The 14,362-nt window shown below is 70.0% G+C and carries 14 protein-coding genes; 11 read left to right on the top strand and 3 right to left on the bottom strand.

Going from position 1 to position 14,362, the window contains the following annotated elements:
- Positions 1-28: 28 nt before the first annotated feature.
- On the bottom strand, positions 29-952 hold the full coding sequence (locus OG241_RS02150; RefSeq protein ID WP_405813283.1) for a LysR family transcriptional regulator: 924 nt from the start codon (positions 950-952) through the stop codon (positions 29-31).
- Positions 953-1,089: 137 nt separating this feature from the next.
- On the opposite strand from OG241_RS02150, the gene OG241_RS02145 reads away from it, so the two are divergent.
- From OG241_RS02145 to OG241_RS02125, 5 genes are all read left to right on the top strand, one after another.
- The gene (locus tag OG241_RS02145; RefSeq protein ID WP_351532065.1) at positions 1,090-1,173 is read left to right on the top strand and encodes a putative leader peptide; all 84 of its coding nucleotides are present in this window, start codon (positions 1,090-1,092) and stop codon (positions 1,171-1,173) included.
- Between the two features lie 116 nt (positions 1,174-1,289).
- Positions 1,290-2,411, top strand: a complete 1,122-nt coding sequence (gene sfnG, locus OG241_RS02140; RefSeq protein ID WP_405813282.1) for a dimethylsulfone monooxygenase SfnG — start codon at positions 1,290-1,292, stop codon at positions 2,409-2,411.
- A gap of 148 nt (positions 2,412-2,559) precedes the next feature.
- Positions 2,560-3,114, top strand: a complete 555-nt coding sequence (gene ssuE, locus OG241_RS02135; RefSeq protein ID WP_405813281.1) for an NADPH-dependent FMN reductase — start codon at positions 2,560-2,562, stop codon at positions 3,112-3,114.
- 5 nt (positions 3,115-3,119) lie between these two features.
- The gene (locus tag OG241_RS02130) at positions 3,120-4,304 is read left to right on the top strand and encodes an SfnB family sulfur acquisition oxidoreductase (RefSeq protein WP_405813280.1); all 1,185 of its coding nucleotides are present in this window, start codon (positions 3,120-3,122) and stop codon (positions 4,302-4,304) included.
- A gap of 36 nt (positions 4,305-4,340) precedes the next feature.
- On the top strand, positions 4,341-5,486 hold the full coding sequence (locus OG241_RS02125; RefSeq protein WP_405813279.1) for an LLM class flavin-dependent oxidoreductase: 1,146 nt from the start codon (positions 4,341-4,343) through the stop codon (positions 5,484-5,486).
- 92 nt (positions 5,487-5,578) lie between these two features.
- Here OG241_RS02125 and OG241_RS02120 read toward each other — a convergent pair whose 3' ends face one another.
- A complete protein-coding gene (locus OG241_RS02120; protein ID WP_405813277.1) occupies positions 5,579-6,625 on the bottom strand; it encodes an acyl-CoA dehydrogenase family protein in 1,047 nt (348 codons plus the stop codon).
- Between the two features lie 250 nt (positions 6,626-6,875).
- Between OG241_RS02120 and OG241_RS02115 the strand changes: the two genes are divergently transcribed.
- Entirely contained in the window at positions 6,876-8,201 is a 1,326-nt protein-coding gene (locus tag OG241_RS02115; protein ID WP_405813276.1) for an aldehyde dehydrogenase family protein, read from the top strand.
- Positions 8,202-8,319: 118 nt separating this feature from the next.
- Here OG241_RS02115 and OG241_RS02110 read toward each other — a convergent pair whose 3' ends face one another.
- The gene (locus OG241_RS02110) at positions 8,320-8,970 is read right to left on the bottom strand and encodes a TetR/AcrR family transcriptional regulator (protein ID WP_405813274.1); all 651 of its coding nucleotides are present in this window, start codon (positions 8,968-8,970) and stop codon (positions 8,320-8,322) included.
- A gap of 176 nt (positions 8,971-9,146) precedes the next feature.
- Here OG241_RS02110 and OG241_RS02105 point away from each other — a divergent pair, with 176 nt between their 5' ends.
- From OG241_RS02105 to OG241_RS02085, 5 genes are read left to right on the top strand one after another with little or no spacing between them, the layout of a single operon-like run.
- The gene (locus tag OG241_RS02105) at positions 9,147-10,424 is read left to right on the top strand and encodes an acyl-CoA dehydrogenase family protein (protein ID WP_405813273.1); all 1,278 of its coding nucleotides are present in this window, start codon (positions 9,147-9,149) and stop codon (positions 10,422-10,424) included.
- The gene (locus tag OG241_RS02100) at positions 10,421-11,437 is read left to right on the top strand and encodes a phosphotransferase family protein (protein ID WP_405813271.1); all 1,017 of its coding nucleotides are present in this window, start codon (positions 10,421-10,423) and stop codon (positions 11,435-11,437) included. Before OG241_RS02105 ends, OG241_RS02100 begins: the two co-directional genes overlap by 4 nt.
- A 32-nt stretch (positions 11,438-11,469) precedes the next feature.
- A complete protein-coding gene (locus OG241_RS02095) occupies positions 11,470-12,375 on the top strand; it encodes an NADPH:quinone oxidoreductase family protein (RefSeq protein WP_405813269.1) in 906 nt (301 codons plus the stop codon).
- Positions 12,365-13,216 (top strand): acyl-CoA dehydrogenase family protein, encoded by an 852-nt coding sequence (locus OG241_RS02090; RefSeq protein WP_405813267.1) that lies wholly within the window; start codon positions 12,365-12,367, stop codon positions 13,214-13,216. The genes OG241_RS02095 and OG241_RS02090 overlap by 11 nt, the downstream gene beginning before the upstream one ends.
- Positions 13,213-14,361: an acyl-CoA dehydrogenase family protein gene (locus OG241_RS02085; protein WP_405813266.1), complete on the top strand. Its 1,149-nt coding sequence runs from the start codon at positions 13,213-13,215 to the stop codon at positions 14,359-14,361. The genes OG241_RS02090 and OG241_RS02085 overlap by 4 nt, the downstream gene beginning before the upstream one ends.
- Position 14,362 lies beyond the last annotated feature (1 nt).

Raw genomic sequence — 14,362 nt, 5'->3', positions numbered from 1 at the left:
CTTATGTGCAGGGGGTGATTCTGTGTGGTCAGCCCTGCACGGTGAGTGTCCCGCCCAGCTCCCTGGCCCGGCGCACGAACACCTCGTGCAGATCGCGCGCGGCCAGCGGCACGGACTCCGCGCGGCGGCGCTGGAGGGTCAGCAGCACCTGGGTGGTGTCGTCCTCCGCGATCGGCCGGTAGGTGAGGATGCCGCGTCGTTCCAGCGGGTCGCCGACCACGCTGAAGTCGGGCAGCACCGTCGCCCCGAGCCCCTCCGCGACCATCAGCTTGCCCATCTCGGCGCCGTCCGTGGAGTACGCGAAGGCCGCTCCGTGGCCCTCCAGCAGCCGGTGCAGATAGCGGTGCATGACGTAGCCGGAGCGCATCGCGATCAGCGGTCCGGCGAGCAGGTCGGCCACCGACACCGCCGGCCCGGCCGCGAGGGGACTGTCCGGACGTACACACACCACGGGCCGTCCGCGCAGCAGTTCGGTGCTCTCGAAGCCGGCGGGTACGTCGTCGCCCTCCAGCTGGTTCACCAGCCCGAGGTCGAAGCCGCCCTCCGTGAGCCCCCGGTGGATCTCCGCCTGCTGTACGTCCACCACCTCCACCTGCGTCAGCTCGTGTGTCGCGCGGAACTCCCGTACGGCGGGGATGAGCAGCGGCACCGTCGCCGCGTTCACCGTGCCGACGCGCACCATGCGGCTGATGCGGTGCTGCTCGCCCGCCGCGCCCCGCAGCCGGTCGACCGCGTCGAGGACGTCGATGATGTGCGGCAGCAGCTCCCGGCCCTCCGCGCTCATCGTCGCGCCCGAGCGTTTGCGCTCCAGCAGGTCGACTCCGAGCTCTCGCTCCAGATTGCGCACGGTCTCGCTCAACGCAGGCTGCGACAGGCGCAGTTCCTCGGCCGCCCGGCGCAGCGAACCGAGCCGGGTGACCGCCGCGATGTATTCCAGCTGTTCAATACGCACCGCAGCAGAATGCGGACGCGGGAGCGGCCCGTTCAAGGGTTTCCCTGTCACACCTTCGTGAAATCAGGTGGTCCGGGATGCGAGACCGGTCGGGTTTTCCTTGACTGCCGTCTTCGGTGACTGTCACGATCGACGACATGAAGATGCGACTGGACCTCACGCGGCGACGGCACGTCGACCTCGCGCGCGTCTCCAGCGCCTCCTGTTGCTCCGCGGCCTGATCCCCGACCCGATCCGCCGCGCCCGTTCCGTTTCCGTACCCGCCTGAAAATTGCCGGACTTCACTCCGGACGGAAATCGGCGTGCCCGAAAACGCGTTCCGCAACAGGAGTTCCGCATGTCCGCAGAGCCCGTGAAATTCGCCTACTGGGTCCCCAACGTCAGTGGCGGACTCGTCACCAGCCGTATCGAGCAGCGCACCGACTGGGGTTACGACTACAACCGCGAACTCGCCGTCCTCGCCGAGAACAACGGCTTCGAATACGCGCTCACCCAGGTCCGCTACATGGCCGGCTACGGCGCCGAGTTCCAGCACGAGTCGACCAGCTTCAGCCTCGCCCTGCTTCTCGCCACCCAGCGGCTGAAGGTCATCGCGGCCGTCCACCCCGGCCTCTGGCACCCCGGAGTCCTCGCCAAACTCGGCGCCACCGCCGACCACCTGTCCAACGGGCGCTTCGCCGTGAACGTCGTCAGCGGCTGGTTCAAGGGCGAGTTCACCGCCCTCGGCGAGCCCTGGCTGGAGCACGACGAGAGGTACCGCCGCTCCGCGGAGTTCATCCAGGCCCTGCGCCAGATCTGGACCGAGGACCACACCGAACTCGCCGGTGACTTCTACCGGGTGCGTGACTTCTCCCTCAAACCCAAGCCCCTCAACACACCCGAGCGTCCGCACCCCGAGATCTTCCAGGGAGGCAACTCCACCGCCGCCCGCGCCATGGCCGGCCGGGTCTCAGACTGGTACTTCTCCAACGGCAAGGACTTCGACGGGGTCGTCGAGCAGATCGCCGACGTAGCGGCCTCGGCGGCCCAGGTCGGCCGTCGCGCACCGAAGTTCGGCCTCAACGGCTTTCTGATCGCCCGGGACACCGAGGCCGAGGCCCGCGAGACACTCCGCGAGATCGTCGCGAACGCCGACCGGGAGGCCGTCGAGGGGTTCGGCGCCGCCGTCAAACAGGCCGGACAGTCCGCCGGTGACGGCAAGGGCATGTGGCAGGACTCCACCTTCGAGGACCTCGTCCAGTACAACGACGGCTTCCGTACGGGGCTCATCGGCACCCCGGAACAGATCGCCGAGCGGATCGTCGCCTACAAGCGCCTCGGCGTCGACCTGCTCCTCCTCGGCTTCCTGCACTACCACGAGGAGGTCGAGTACTTCGGCCGCCGCGTCCTGCCCCTCGTCCGTGAACTCGAAGCCCAACTCCCGGAGAGCGAGCCCCAGTCCGTAGCGGTCCACGCCTGACACCCGTCCCGCTCGCACCGCACCGCGCGAGGTTCGCCCTGAACAGCGCCTCGCCCGCCGACCGGCACTCCTGACCGTCCGCTCGCCCGGGACGCCTGCCACGCACAGGCATGTCCCGGATCCCGGCAAGCCTCCCGAAAGAGGACCCATGGCCACCATCCTGTCCGTCTCCGGCAGCCCCTCCGTCTCCTCCCGCACCGGAAAGCTCCTGCGCCACCTGGACACCCGTCTGGCCGCCCAGGGACACGAGGTGATCCCGCTCGACGTACGCACCATCCCCGCCGAGGCCCTCCTCGGGGCAGACTTCCGGCACCCGGCGATCGTCGAGGCCACCGAACTGTTCGCCCGCGCCGACGGTGTCGTCGTCGGCACCCCGGTCTACAAGGCGTCCTACTCCGGCGTCCTCAAGGCGCTCCTCGACCTGCTCCCGCAGTACGCCCTCACCGGCAAGACCGTGCTGCCGCTCGCCACCGGCGGCACCACCGCCCACGTCCTGGCCATCGACTACGCACTGCGGCCGGTCCTCAACTCCATGGGTGCCGCCCACATCGTCCAGGGCTGGTTCACCCTCGACAAGGACATCACCGCACACGAGGACGGCTCCATCGTGGTCGCCCCGGCCACCGCCGAGGCCCTCGCCCAGGTACTGGACCAGTTCTCGGCGGCGCTCGGCCGCTCCCCGCTCCTCGCCGCGGCGGTCTGACCCCCATGACCGCGAAAGTCCTCGCAGACGATGTGGAGGCCCTGACCGTGGCGGCGGCCCTGGCGGACGAGTTCCGCACCGGGGCCGCCGCACGGGACGCCGAACGACGGCTTCCACGAGCGGAGTTGGACCGCCTCTCCGCCTCGGGACTGCTCGCGGTCACCGTACCCGCCGACCACGGGGGAGCGGACGTACGCCAGGAGACCCTGGCCGAGATCTTCCGGCTGCTCGCCTCGGCCGACGCCAGCCTCGCCCAGATCCCGCAGAACCACTTCGTGTACGTCAATGTGATCCGTCGTCAGGGCACGGCAGAACAACGGGAGTTCTTCTTCGGTGAGATCCTCGCGGGACGGCGGTTCGGCAACGCCCAGTCGGAGGCGGGCACGAAACACGTCCAGGACATCCGCACCCGCCTGGCCCGGCAGCCCGACGGCTCGTTCACCCTGACCGGAGTCAAGCACTACTCCACCGGCGCCCTGTTCGCCGACTGGATCCCGGTCCTCGCCCGCACCGAGGACGACAACCTGCACGTGGCGTACGTTCCACGTGACGCGCCCGGCCTCACGGTCGTGGACGACTGGGACGGCATGGGCCAGCGTACGACGGCCAGCGGAACCGTCCGGCTGGAGGCGGTCCCCGTCCCGGCCGACCGAGTCCTCCCGCACCACCTCACCTTCCAGGGGCCGCAACTCCACGGAGCCGTAGCCCAGTTGCTGCACACCGCCATCGACGTGGGCATCGCCGGGGGAGCGCTCACCGAGGCGGCGGTGTTCGTCCGGACCAAGAGCCGGCCCTGGTTCGAGAGCGGTGCGGAGACCGCCGCCGACGACCCGCTGCTGATCCAGCGCTTCGGTGAACTCGCCGTCCAGCTACGGGCGTCCGAGGCACTGCTGCGCGAGGCGGCCCGTGCCGTGGACGCGGCCGGCGCCGACCTCACCGACGACTCGGCGGCCGAGGCGTCCATCGCGGTGGCCGTCGCCAAGGCACACGCGACAACCGCCGCCGTGGAGGTCACCGGGGCCCTCTTCGAGGTCGCCGGCACCCGCTCGGCCCTCAACTCCCTCAATCTGCACCGGCATTGGCGCGACGCCCGCACCCACACCCTGCACGACCCCGCCCGCTGGAAGATCCAGCACATCGGCCGCTACGTGCTGAACGGCACGAAACCACCCCGTCACGGCCTGCTGTAACGCGACGTACGCGACGTTCCCGATCGGAGATCTTCGGTGTCCCTCACCTTCCACTGGTTCCTCCCCACCAACGGCGACAGCCGCCACGTCGTCGGCGGCGGCCACGGCACCCCGGCCACCGCCTTCGGACAGAACCGGCCGCCGACGGTCGCCTATCTGAGCCAGATCGCCCGCGCCGCCGAGGACCTGGGCTTCGTCGGCGCGCTCACCCCCACCGGTGCCTGGTGCGAGGACGCCTGGCTGACCACCGCCATGGTCAGCCAGCACACCGAGCGCCTGAAGTTCCTGGTCGCCTTCCGCCCGGGCTTCGTCTCCCCGACCCTCGCCGCGCAGATGGCGTCTACCTTCCAGCGCCAGTCCGGCGGCCGGCTCCTCCTCAATGTGGTCACGGGTGGCGAGAGCCACGAGCAGAAGGCCTACGGCGACTTCCTCGACAAGGATGCCCGGTACCGTCGTACCGGCGAATTCCTCGAAGTCGTACGGGAGTTGTGGGAGGGCAAGACGGTCAACCTGACCGGCGAACACCTCCGCGTCGAGGACGCCAAGCTGGCCCGGGTGCCCGATCCGGTCCCCGAGGTGTACTTCGGGGGATCCTCGCCCATCGCCGGTGAGGTCGCCGCCCGGCACGTCGACGTCTACCTCACCTGGGGCGAACCGCCGGCCCAGGTCGCCGAGAAGATCGCCTGGGTCAGGGGGCTGGCCGCCAAGCAGGGGCGCACCCTGCGGTTCGGTATCCGGCTGCACGTCATCACCCGCGACACCGCCGAGGCTGCCTGGGCGGAGGCGGACCGGATCCTCGCGGGCTTCGACCCGGAAACCGTGCGGGACATCCAGGCCGGGCTCGCCCGCAGCGAGTCGGAGGGACAGCAGCGGATGCTCGCCCTGCACGGCGGCGGCAACCGGGACGGGCTGGAGATCCACCCGAACCTCTGGGCCGGAATCGGCCTGGTACGCGGTGGCGCGGGCACAGCGCTGGTCGGCAGCCACGACGAGGTCGCCGACCGTATCGCCGAGTACCACGCCCTGGGCATCGACGAGTTCGTCCTCTCCGGCTATCCGCATCTGGAGGAGGCGTACTGGTTCGGCGAGGGCGTCCTGCCGCGGCTTGCCGCGCGGGGGCTGTGGCGGCACCCGTTCGCGTCGGCCGCCGCCCCGGCGGCACAGGTGCCGTTTGGTGGGTAGGCGGTCAGGTGGTTCTTCGGCCGCGGGCCCGGTGCAGGCTTCTCGCGCAGTTCCCCGCGCCCCTGAAGGGTGCGCTTCGCGCCCCTCAGGGGTTACTCGGCCAGTGCGGCGAGGTGTGCGCCGCGTACATCTGATGTCTGACCCTGCACCAGGAGGAACAGGCCCTCGCGAGCCAGGCGTTGGGCCGGGCTGTCGAGGTCCATGGACCGGCCGCCGCCGGCGACGATCGCCGCGGTCGTGGCCGTGCGCATCAGGTCGTACGCCCGGCTCTTCAGCGCCAGCCGGTCCGCGATGTGCTCCTGCGGTCGACGGTGGTCCGCAAGGGCGTACGCATTGCGGCGTACGGCGTCCAGGCGGGTGCGCAGTGAGCGCGCGGTCGCCGTGGCGTCCGGGTGGGCGGCGAGGAGTTCGAGGGCCGCGTACGCCACTCCGAACACGGCCGGGTTCGTGTTGGTGGCCCGGGGCAGGTCGACGAGGGCGAACTTCTCGCGCGGCATACGCAGGACGACCGCCTCCTCCGGCAGGCGCAGGCCCTTCAGCTCCAGGGACACCGTCCGGGCGGCCGTGAGTGCCGCCAGCCGCATGGGCGGCGAGGCGCGCAGCCCCGACTGCTCGCGGGCGTCGACGAAGGCGAACACCACCTCGTCCGTGTCCGACAGCCCCGCGAGCAGCATGACGTCGTTCAGCCCCCAGCCCGTGTACCAGGGGACCATCCCGTCGAAGCGCCAGCCGCCGCGCTCGTACCCGACCCGCACGGGCACACGAGGGAAGGACCGCAGGTGCGCGTACGCGATACCGGACAACAGGGCGCCCGTCGACAGCGGGCCCAACAGGCGCTCCCGCACCGGGAACTGAGACTCCGTCAGCATTTTCACCGGGGTGTGGTGCTGGGTCTGCACGAACCAGGTCGAGCAGCAGGCCCCGGCCAGGATCTCGGCGATCTCTCGGGCGACCGCGGCGGGCGCGCCCGCACCCCCGTACTCCTTCGGTGCGCTCACCCCGAGCAGCCCAGCCCGCTTGATGGCCTTGATGCTGCTCGCGGGTACACCCTCCTGGTCGACCCGGCTCGCCTGCGGGGCCAGGACCTCGGCGGCGAGCCGTCGGGCGGCGGTGACGAGCGGGTGCACTGTGGCGGTCATGGGGACGATTCTCCAGGTGTCGCGTTGCGTTGTGTCTCTGTGGAGGTGCGCCCTTCGTGTAGGAGATGGGGCAGAGCGATGATGCCCAGGAGGACGCGATGTAACCATGAGTTACTGAAGTGATACTCAAAGCTATCTTCGTGTATGTGGAATATACTTTGCCTTGTGGCAGGTTGGCATGTACGTCGAGTACAGCGAGCCGGCCTTCCGGCCCGAGACCACCGCATGACTCCACCGTGAGCGAGGCACCGTGAACCACCCCACGTCCCCCGAGCAGCCCGGCGACATCGTGGCGCGCCTGCGCGCGACCTTCCGTACGGGCCGTACCAAGCCCGTCGAGTGGCGCAAGGCCCAGCTCGGCGGCCTGCGCGAACTGCTCACGGAGCACGGCAAGGATGTGGCCGCCGCGCTCCACGCGGACCTCGGAAAGAGCTCGGCCGAGGCCTACCGCACGGAGATCGACTTCACGATCCGGGAGATCGACCACACCCTCGAGCACCTCGACGGCTGGCTGCGTCCCGAGGCCGCGCCGGTCCCCGAGCGCCTCGGTGCCGACGCCACCGCCTGGACGCAGTACGACCCGCTCGGTGTCGTCCTGGTCATCGCCCCCTGGAACTATCCGGTCCAGCTGCTGCTGACCCCGGTTGTCGGCGCGTTGGCCTCAGGCAACGCGGTGGTGGTCAAGCCGAGCGAGCTGGCCCCCGCCACCTCCGAGGCCGTGGCCCGGCTGCTGCCGCAGTACCTGGACACGGACGCGGTCGCCGTTGTCGAGGGCGGGATCCCGGAGACCACCGCCCTGCTCGCCGAGCGCTTCGACCACATCTTCTACACCGGCAACGGCGCCGTCGGCCGTATCGTGTTGCGCGCCGCCGCCGAGCACCTCACCCCGGTCGCCCTCGAACTCGGCGGCAAGTCCCCGGCGTTCGTCGACACCGGCATCGATGTGGACGTCGTCGCCGACCGGCTGGTCAGGGGCAAGTTCCTCAACGCCGGCCAGACCTGTGTCGCCCCCGACTACGTCCTGACCGACCCGGAGACCGCCGCTGCGCTGGAGCCCGCGCTCGCCAAGGCCGTCGAGAACCTGTTCGGCGCGGACCCGGCCACCTCCACCGAGTACGGCCGGATCGTCAACGAGCGTCACTTCGACCGGCTCGGCGGCCTGCTCGACTCTGGCCGGGTCGTCACCGGCGGCGTCAAGGACCGTACGACGAAGTACATCGCGCCGACCGTCCTCGCCGACGTCGACCCCGCCTCGCCCGTGATGCGGGAGGAGATCTTCGGCCCGATCCTGCCGATCGTCACGGTGCCCGGGCTGGACGACGCGATCGGCTTCATCAACGACCGCGACAAGCCGCTCGCGCTGTACGTGTTCACCGAGTCCGGCACGACCCAGGAGCGCATCGCCGCCGAGACGTCCTCCGGCGCGGTCGGCTACGGCCTGCCGCTGGCCCATCTCACCGTCTCCGACCTGCCGTTCGGCGGGGTGGGGGAGAGCGGGATGGGTAACTACCACGGCCGCTACTCGATCGAGACGTTCAGCCACCGCAAGGCGGTACTGGCGAAGCCGCTGAGCTGACGCGCCATCCCTGGCCCCGGGCCGGGGCCAGGATGCTGATCGCCCGCGGTGCCGAGAACGACGTTCTCGGCACCGCGGGCGATCAGTTGTCAGGGGCGCGTGACCTACCCGGAGCGGCTCACGCGCCCGAGATGCCGCCGAGGCAGAACTGCCAGACCTCGTCGGCGGTCACCGGCTGGGCATGGCTGCCCGAGGGGACGCCGTTGGCCTGAGCGGCGAACATGACGGTCTGCATGAGAAGCGCTGCCAGCCTGCGGGGCTTGTCCGCGTGGACACTGCCCGCCTCGGCGGCCTGCTCCAGCAGCTCGGTGAAAAGGTTCAGCAGGGGCAGGTGCGCGGTCGCCACCTGCGCGGGGTGCTTGACCAGCAGTTGCAGTGCGAAGTCGCTGAACAGGGGGCGCTGGACGCCCGGGTTGGGCAGTGACTGCTCGAACAGCATCTCCACGGCGATACGCAGCCGGGGCAGCGGCTCGCCCGCGCCCGACGTGGCCTCGCGGATCTCGATCGCCGACGTGGAGAGGGCGTCCTCGAACAGGGCGAGCAGCAGCTCGTGCTTGCCGTCGAAGTGCTGGTAGAAGCTGCGCAGCGACTGCTTCGAACGGTCGACGACCTCCTGGACGGTGAAGTCCGTCGTCCCCTTCTCCGCGATGAGTTCCTGCGCGGCGTCCAGGAAGCGCTGAACGCGCTGCTCGGCGCGCTGTTTGGCGGCGCGGGTGGATCGCTCTACGGCGCGCTGGCGCCAGGCTGGCTCTTCGGGGATGGCGGTCACGCGCAGAACGATACTGCACTTGGGCGGTAATCAGGCGAAGCTCCCTACCGAATCACGCACCGCAACTTTCGAGACCCTTACTCGCGTGGAATGAGAATGGTATTCTCACCCGCATCGCGGACGTACCGGAGCAGTGCCCGCGCGGCATCGAGCTGTGGAAACGAGGGTCGTCTGACATGGCATGGGACTTTTCCACCGAGCCCGAGTTCGAGGAGAAGCTGGAGTGGATCAGAAGCTTCCGCGCCGAGCGCGTGGAACCGCTGGACCTCCTCTACCCCGACCGGGCCTACCATCCCCTCGACGACGAGACCGGCCCGATCGTCCGGGCCCTCAAGCAACAGGTGCGCGACCAGGGGCTGTGGGCGCCGCATCTCGGCCCCGAGCTGGGCGGGCGCGGGTTCGGACAGGTCGGACTCGCCCTCATCAACGAGATCCTCGGTGCGTCGAGCTGGGCCCCCGTCATCTTCGGCACGGCGGCCCCGGACACCGGCAACGCCGAGATCATCGCCCGCTACGGCACCGAGGAACAGAAGGAGCGCTACCTCCAGCCGCTGCTCGAAGGGGAGTGCTTCTCCTGCTTCTCGATGACCGAGCCGCAGGCCGGCGCCGACCCGACCATGTTCACCACTCGGGCCGAGCGCGACGGCGACAACTGGGTCATCTCCGGGCGCAAGTACTTCTCCTCCAACGCTCGCACCTCGAAGTTCGTCATCGTGATGGCAGTGACCGACCCGGACGTCAGCCCGTACAAGGGCATGTCGATGTTCCTCGTACCGAGCGACACCCCGGGCATCCGGATGGAGCGCAACATCGGGCTGCTCGGCGAGGGCCCGGAGGACGGTATGCACGCGCTGATCGCCTACGACGGGGTCCGCGTCCCCGGTGACGCGCTGCTCGGCGGGGAGGGGCAGGCGTTCGCCATCGCGCAGACGCGGCTGGGCGGCGGACGCGTCCACCACGCGATGCGCGTCGTGGGGCAGTGCCAACGGGCGCTGGACATGATGGCCGAGCGTGCCCTCTCGCGCGAGACACAGGGCGGCCGGCTCGCGGACAAGCAGCTGGTGCAGGCCGATCTCGCCGACTCCTACGCGCAGTTGACCCAGTTCCGGCTGCTGGTCCTGCACACGGCGTGGCAGATCGACCAGTACAACGACTACAAACGGGTCCGCAAGGACATCGCCACGATCAAGTTCCTTACGCCGAAGGTGCTGCACGACATCGTCTACCGCTCGATGCATCTGCACGGCGCCCTGGGCGTCTCGAACGAGATGCCCTTCGCCGACATGTGGACCGGCGCCGCCGTCATGGCCGTCGTCGACGGACCGACCGAGGTCCACAAGATCACCGCGGCCCGCGACCTGCTGCGCGGCTACCAGGCCACCCCCGGACTCTGGCCCACCCAGCATCTGCCCGCACGCCGGGAGTGGGCCCGCAAGCAGCTGGAGAACATGTGAACACCGAGTCGCTCGCCCGCTGGCTGGACGGCCGGGACATCGCCCCCGGTGAACCCCTCGAGGTCTCCCTCATCTCCGGGGGCACCTCCAACGACATCTACGAAATCCGGCGTGGAGACCGGCAGTTGGTGTTGCGCAAGCCGCCCGAGAAGGTTCCGCCGGGCCGCAACGAGACCATGCTGCGTGAGTTCCGGGTGCTGAACGCCCTGAACGGGACGGACGTTCCGCACCCGGAGGCCGTCGCGGTGTGCGAGGACACCGACGTCATCGGCTCCTGCTTCTACCTCATGGGCTATGTCGACGGCTGGTCGCCGATGAACGTCGAGGGCGGCTGGCCCGAGCCCTTCAGGAGCGACCTCTCCCTGCGCCCCGGCCTCGCGTACGAGCTGGTGAACGGCATCGCCCGGCTCGGCAACGTCGACTGGCGGGCCCAGGGCCTGGAGGGCTTCGGCCGGCCCGACGGCTTCCACGACCGTCAAGTGGACCGCTGGCAGGCGCACCTGGCGAAGTTCGCGTTCCGTGAGATTCCCGGACTGGACACCGCCGCCGCGTGGCTGCGCGCGCACCGGCCGAGCCACTGGACCCCGGGCATCATCCACGGCGACTACCAGTTCGCCAACGTGATGTTCCGGCACGGCGCCCCCGCCCGCCTCGCCGCCCTCGTCGACTTCGAGATGGCCACCGTCGGCGACCCGCTCCTCGACCTCGCCTGGGTGATCATGGGCTGGCCGAACGCCGACGAGGACCGCTCGCAGAAGGGGTACGTCAGCTACGAGGGCATGCCCGACCGAGCCGACCTGCTGGAGCACTACGCCAAGGTCGGCGGCCGGGACGTCGGCGAGATCGACTACTACGTGGTGCTGGCCCGCTTCAAGATGGCCATCGTCCTCGAAGGCGGCTACGCCCGGCACGTCAAGGGCGAGGGCGGCAACCTCAAGATGGCCTTCTACGGCGACACGGTCCTGACGATGGCCGCCCAGGCCGCCGAACTGGCCGCGACGACCCGGCTGTGAGGGCCGCCCGCTGTCACACCCTCGGCGGTCCGGTGACCGTCGAGGAGGTCCCCGAACCGCAGGGCGAGGTGCCCGTCGACGTGCACTACGCGGCGGTCAACTTCGCCGACGTACTGGTGATCGAGGGCGCCTACCAGGTGCAGGCCTCGGTCCCCTTCACTCCGGGCAGCGAGTTCGCCGGCGTGGTGGCCCGGGACGGGCACGGCTTCCGCACCGGTGACAGGGTCTTCGGCTCGGCATTCGTCGGCGCTTTCGCCGAACGTGTCGCTGTCCCCGCCACCAGCCTCCACCGCGTCCCCGCCGCCGTGTCCATGGAACGGGCGGCGGCCTTCGGTGTCTCCCACGCCACCGCCTTCAACGCCCTGCGCCTGGTCGCCGGCGTACGCGCTGGCGAGCGGGTCGCGGTGCTCGGCGCCGCCGGCGGGGTCGGTCTCGCCGCCGTCGAACTCGCCCTGCTGCTGGGCGCGGAGGTGGTCGCCGTCGCGTCGAGCGAGGAGAAACGCGCCGCCTGCGCCAAGCTCGGCGCCCACACCGTCCTGCCCTACGAGAACCTGAAACAGGCGCTCCGGGAGGCCGGCGGCGCCGATGTCGTCGTCGACCCGGTCGGCGGGCCGCACTCCGAGCAGGCGTTGCGCGGGATGCGCTGGGGCGGCCGGTTCGTCAGCGTCGGGTTCGCGAGCGGTGAGATCCCCGGTATCCCGCTGAACCTCGCGATGCTCAAGGGCGTCACGATCCACGGCTTCGACTTCGGCGGCTGGGCCCGGCACGACCGGGCGAAGCTGGTCGTCGCCCGCACCGAACTGCACCGGCTGTTCGCCGAGGGGGCCATTCACCCCCGTATCCATGCCGTCCACTCCCTCGACGAGGTGGGTGCCGCGCTGCGCGAGGGGCGCGGTGCCATCGGCAAGGTCCTTCTGGAGGTCGCCCGTGGAGTTTGAATTCGACGAGGACCAGCGGCTGCTGCAACGCGTGGTCCGCGAGACGGTGGCCAAGTCGCGAGCGCTGCCCGAGGAGCAACTTTGGTCGACGTATCTGGAGTTGGGCTGGCTGGAGGCACCTCCGGTGGAACTGGCGATCATCCTGGAGGAGTTGGGGTACGCCGCCGACCCGACGCCGTTCCTGGCCACGGCCACCTGGTTCGCGCCGCTGGCCGGACGGCTGCCGAACGGCTCGGGCACGGCGGTCTTCGACGGCCTCGGGGAGTTCGTCCTCGACGCGGACCGGGCGGATGAGGTCGCCCTCCTCACCTCGGACGGTGTGGTCGTCCGCGGCGGCGGCGAAGTGCGGGCAGAACGGGTCGCGGTCTTCGACCCCACGATCCATGTCGCGCGGGTCGATCATCCCGAACTGGTGGTCGGTATCCCGGAGTTGGCATTGATGGGACTGGCGATCTCGACCGTCGGCAGCTGTCGGCGCATCCTCGATCTGGTGGTCGCGCATGTGAAGCAGCGCCATCAGTTCGGGGTGCCCATCGGGTCCTTCCAGGCGGTCAAGCACAAGGCGGCCGACATGTACGTCGCGATCGAACGGGCCCGGGCGCTCGCCCTCTACTGCGCTCTCACCATCGCCGAGGACGACCCGGAACGGGCCAGGGCGGCGGCGATGGCCAAGGCGGCAGCGGGGGAGTGCCAACGGCTCTGCTTCCAGAGCGGTTTCCAGCTCTTCGGGGCGATGGGCTACACCTGGGAGAACGAGCTGCAGATCCATCTCAAACGGGCCAAGGCCGGTGACCTGCTGCTGGGGACAGCGGCCGTGCACAGGAAGGCGCTGCTGGTATGAGACTCGCCGCCGACCCCGAGATCGAGGAGTTCCGGGCCGAGTTCGCCGCCTTTCTCGACGCCAACCTGCCCACCGCCGAGGAGGCCGTGCCCCGTGCCAGGTCGAGCGCGGACGTGCCGCCCTGGGCTCGGGTGTGGCAGCGGAAGCTCTTCGACGCGGGCTGGCTGGTGCCGGGAAACCCGCCCGAGTACGGCGGACGCGACGCCACCCTGCCCCAACTGCTCGCCCACGCCGAGGAGATGTCCCGGCGCCGCATCTACCAGAGTTTCAACCCGCAGGGCGTCGGCATCATCGCCGCCTCGATCCTGAGCTTCGGCACCGAGGAACAGAAACGCCGGTGGGCGGCGCCCATTCTGCGCGCGGAGGTGACGGCCGCCCTCGGGATGAGCGAGCCGGGCGCCGGGTCCGACCTCGCCGGGCTGCGTACCCGCGCGGCCCTGGAGGGCGACCACTTCGTGGTGAACGGGCAGAAGGTGTGGACCTCCGGCGCCCATGACGCGGACGTGCTGCTGACATTCGTACGCACCGATCCGGAGGCGCCCAAGCACAAGGGCATCAGCGTACTGATCATCCCCACCGACACGGAAGGCGTGGTCAGGCGGCCCTTCGGGTCCATCGCCGATCCTGACGACTTCGACTTCAACGAGGTGTTCTTCACCGACGTCCGGGTGCCCAGGGAGAACCTGATCGGCCCGCTGAACGAGGGCTGGAAGGTGGCGAACGGCTCGCTCGGGCATGAACGCACCCTGCTGTGGCTGAGCTACGCCGAGCGGCTCGAGGACCTGATCCGGGACGCGCCGAGCGACGAGGAGTGGTACGCCACGCTCCAAATGGACTTCCAGGCGCTGAAGTTGCTGGGCTACCGCCAGCTCGGCACCGACCGGAACCCGGCCGAGGTGTCCGTGCTCAAGCTCTTCGGCTCGGAGGCCGTGCAGAACGCCACCCTGCGCGCACTGGAGGCACACGGCACCGGGGCGCTCCGCCACCCCGCCGCGACGGCCCCGCACTTCCACATGAACATGGAGGTGTTCTCCGCCAGCTGGTTCGAACGGTATGCGCGCAGCTTCGGCGGGACCATCGCCGGCGGCACCTCCGAGATCCAGCGCAACATCATCGCCGAGCGCATCCTCGGCCTGCCCAGATAGC

The organism is Streptomyces sp. NBC_01390 (genome assembly GCF_045040105.1).
Classification (GTDB): Bacteria; Actinomycetota; Actinomycetes; order Streptomycetales; family Streptomycetaceae; genus Streptomyces.
Note: the sequence above shows the minus strand (reverse complement) of the source record. Positions and strands in the feature narration are given on the sequence as shown.

Coding starts and splice junctions, on each gene's coding strand:
- OG241_RS02145 (WP_351532065.1), top strand. CDS start 1,090: ATGAAGATGCGACTGGACCTCACGCGGCGACGGCACGTCGACCTCGCG.
- sfnG (WP_405813282.1), top strand. CDS start 1,290: ATGTCCGCAGAGCCCGTGAAATTCGCCTACTGGGTCCCCAACGTCAGT.
- ssuE (WP_405813281.1), top strand. CDS start 2,560: ATGGCCACCATCCTGTCCGTCTCCGGCAGCCCCTCCGTCTCCTCCCGC.
- OG241_RS02130 (WP_405813280.1), top strand. CDS start 3,120: ATGACCGCGAAAGTCCTCGCAGACGATGTGGAGGCCCTGACCGTGGCG.
- OG241_RS02120 (WP_405813277.1), bottom strand. CDS start 6,625: ATGACCGCCACAGTGCACCCGCTCGTCACCGCCGCCCGACGGCTCGCC.
- OG241_RS02105 (WP_405813273.1), top strand. CDS start 9,147: ATGGCATGGGACTTTTCCACCGAGCCCGAGTTCGAGGAGAAGCTGGAG.
- OG241_RS02085 (WP_405813266.1), top strand. CDS start 13,213: ATGAGACTCGCCGCCGACCCCGAGATCGAGGAGTTCCGGGCCGAGTTC.